Here is a 2,482-nt window from a genome sequence, read left to right on the forward strand (position 1 = left end):
CCCCCGCCTGCCGCTCTGGCGCCGGAGCCGCGGCATCCGGGATCGCGGCCTCAAGGTCCAATGGGGCCTCTTTGTTCGTATTGACGCTCATCTGGTCTCCTCACTCGAGCAAGTCAATCGTACCCCGCGCACGCTCGAAAGTACCGTGACAGCCGACTCCTTGAATCCTTGACGACCGCCAAGTCCTGAATGCTCGGCAGATTCCCCATGGATTGATCAGCCGTTCCGTTCCCCGCATAACCTATCAATTAAATATCCGGCTATCTGTTGCTTAACAGATGTAACGGCCGTTAGTATGTTCAACGAACGCACATTCTTAGAGAAACAGAAAGGTGGTTGTCATGGGTTCAAGTACCGACTGGGGCTTGGCCATCTCCGTGTTCGTGGCCGCGATCGTGGAAATGGTCGAGGCCCTGACGATCGTGCTCGCCATGGGCATGACAAGGAGTTGGAAGTCCACGCTGTACGGTGTCGGGACGGCGCTCGTAGCGCTGACCGGCTTCACCGCGGTGACGGGGTATGCGCTGGCGAACTGGCTGCCGCGCTCTAGCCTGCAGCTGATCATCGGCGTCCTGCTGCTGATCTTCGGACTGCAGTGGCTCAAGAAGGCCATCCTGCGCTCGGCTGGCCGAAAGGCCATGCACGATGAGGCCCGGATCTACCAGAACAAGGTCAACGCGGCGGCCGCGGCAGGTAACAAGGTCCGCTTCGGGCTCGACTGGTTCTCCTTCGTCGTCAGCTTCAAAGGCACCTTCCTCGAAGGCGTGGAGGTGGTCTTCATCGTCATCACCTTTGGCCTCAACGCCAACAACATGCCGGTTGCCATCATGGGCGCAGTCGCCGCCGTCGTGGTTGTCCTGCTCGCTGCAATCGTCATCCACGCACCGCTGACCAAGGTCCCGGAAAACACGCTCAAATTCGGCGTCGGGTTGCTCTTGACCACCTTCGGCACCTTCTGGGCCACGGAGGGCCTGGGCGCCTGACACCCTCCCACACCAGCCTGGAGTGGGTGCTCTCGGACATGGTCCTCCTGCCGATCCTCGCCGGCTGGGTGCTGCTCTCGGCGATCCTCGTCAAGATCCTGAAGGTACCGGCAGACCAAGTTCCGGTCATCGAAATCGTCCAGCCTGTCAGCGTGCGAGAGGAAGTCTAGGCCATGAAATTCATCAAGGGATTCTTCGAATTCTGGTACGACTTCATCATCGGCGACGACTGGAAGATTGCAGTGTCGGTCCTCATCCCGCTCGTTGTCGGAGCAGGGTTCGTCCTGAACGGATTCGAGGCGTCGCTGCTTTTGCCCCCGGTCCTGGCCGTCGCGCTGGCGGCATCCTTCGTCGTGGCCCTGGCCATCGACGTGAAGCAGCACCCGAGCGACTAGCCGCCCGGAGCGCTTCTGCCCTGAACGTGGCCCGGTGCCAGCGCTTGTCCTGGTACCGGGCCGCTTCCATATCCGTTGTAGAAAAAGGAGTCGTCGTGACCAAAGCCGCACATTTGCGCAGCCTCATCCGAGAGGGCAGGGGCCTGTACTGACGGCGGGAGCCCATGACGGGCTCGGCGCGGTCCTTGCCGAACGGGCCGGGTACCGTGCGGTCTGGGCGTCCGGGCTGGAAGTCTCGGCGGCCCACGGTGTTCCGGACATCGGTCTCCTGGGTATCAGCGACTATCTGGCCGCGGCCCGGACCATGAACCAGGCCTGTGGACTGCCCGTCATCGCCGACTGCGATACCGGATTCGGCAACGAGCTCAATGCCGCCTACACCGTCCAGCAGTACGAGGCAGCCGGCATCGCCGCGATCTGCATCGAAGACAAGGTCTTCCCGAAGGTCAACAGCTTCGCCGGCCACCGCCAGATGCTCGCCCCGACAGGCGAGTTCGCGCACAAGATCAGCGTGGCCAAGGCTTCCCAGAAGGACCCGGACTTCATGGTAATCGCCCGGACCGAGGCCCTCATCGCGGGAGCCGGCATGGACGAGGCCATGGACCGGGCGCACGCCTACGCCGACGCCGGGGCGGATGCCATCCTCATCCACTCCAAAGCCAAAACCCACGCCGAGGTCGAGGAGTTCATGTCCCGCTGGAGCGGGCGGCTTCCCGTGGTCATCGTGCCCACGACGTACTACGAGTGGAGCGCGAGCGACGCCGCCCGCGCGGGAGCCTCGATTGTCATCCACGCCAACCAGGGACTCAGGGCCACTGTCACGGCGATGATGTCCGCTTTCAGCATCATGCTCAATGACGGCTGCTCGAGCGCCCTTGAGGGACAGATCGCCAGTGTGAAGGAGATCTTCGACCTGCAGCGCATGGACCAATGGCTGGAGTTGGAAGCATGATCGCCTGCTGTGACCTCGTCTCCGGCCTCGCGGTCAGGGGCTGGAACCAGGGGTCCGGCGTGCCTTGCAGTACCTTCGCGGGGCCTATCGCCCACCTCAGTGCATCCGGACGCTACCGGGCAGCGGCCAACGAGGGCCTTGCTCTTTCCGGG

At 62.9% G+C, this 2,482-nt stretch carries 4 protein-coding genes; all 4 read left to right on the forward strand.

Annotated elements, in window-relative coordinates:
* Positions 1-341 precede the first annotated feature (341 nt).
* From AHiyo1_RS19545 to AHiyo1_RS19555, 4 genes are read left to right on the forward strand one after another with little or no spacing between them, the layout of a single operon-like run.
* Positions 342-983: a COG4280 domain-containing protein gene (locus AHiyo1_RS19545; protein WP_059389674.1), complete on the forward strand. Its 642-nt coding sequence runs from the start codon at positions 342-344 to the stop codon at positions 981-983.
* A 26-nt stretch (positions 984-1,009) separates the two neighbouring features.
* The gene (locus AHiyo1_RS24975) at positions 1,010-1,153 is read left to right on the forward strand and encodes a hypothetical protein (RefSeq protein WP_172465654.1); all 144 of its coding nucleotides are present in this window, start codon (positions 1,010-1,012) and stop codon (positions 1,151-1,153) included.
* 3 nt (positions 1,154-1,156) lie between these two features.
* Complete coding sequence (locus tag AHiyo1_RS19550; RefSeq protein ID WP_059389675.1) at positions 1,157-1,378, forward strand: hypothetical protein; 222 nt, start codon at positions 1,157-1,159, stop codon at positions 1,376-1,378.
* A 34-nt stretch (positions 1,379-1,412) separates the two neighbouring features.
* A complete protein-coding gene (locus AHiyo1_RS19555; protein WP_216363262.1) occupies positions 1,413-2,330 on the forward strand; it encodes an isocitrate lyase/phosphoenolpyruvate mutase family protein in 918 nt (305 codons plus the stop codon).
* Positions 2,331-2,482 lie beyond the last annotated feature (152 nt).

The organism is Arthrobacter sp. Hiyo1, assembly GCF_001263615.2.
Lineage (GTDB): Bacteria > Actinomycetota > Actinomycetes > Actinomycetales > Micrococcaceae > Arthrobacter.

Coding starts and splice junctions, on each gene's coding strand:
- AHiyo1_RS19550 (WP_059389675.1), top strand. CDS start 1,157: ATGAAATTCATCAAGGGATTCTTCGAATTCTGGTACGACTTCATCATC.
- AHiyo1_RS19545 (WP_059389674.1), top strand. CDS start 342: ATGGGTTCAAGTACCGACTGGGGCTTGGCCATCTCCGTGTTCGTGGCC.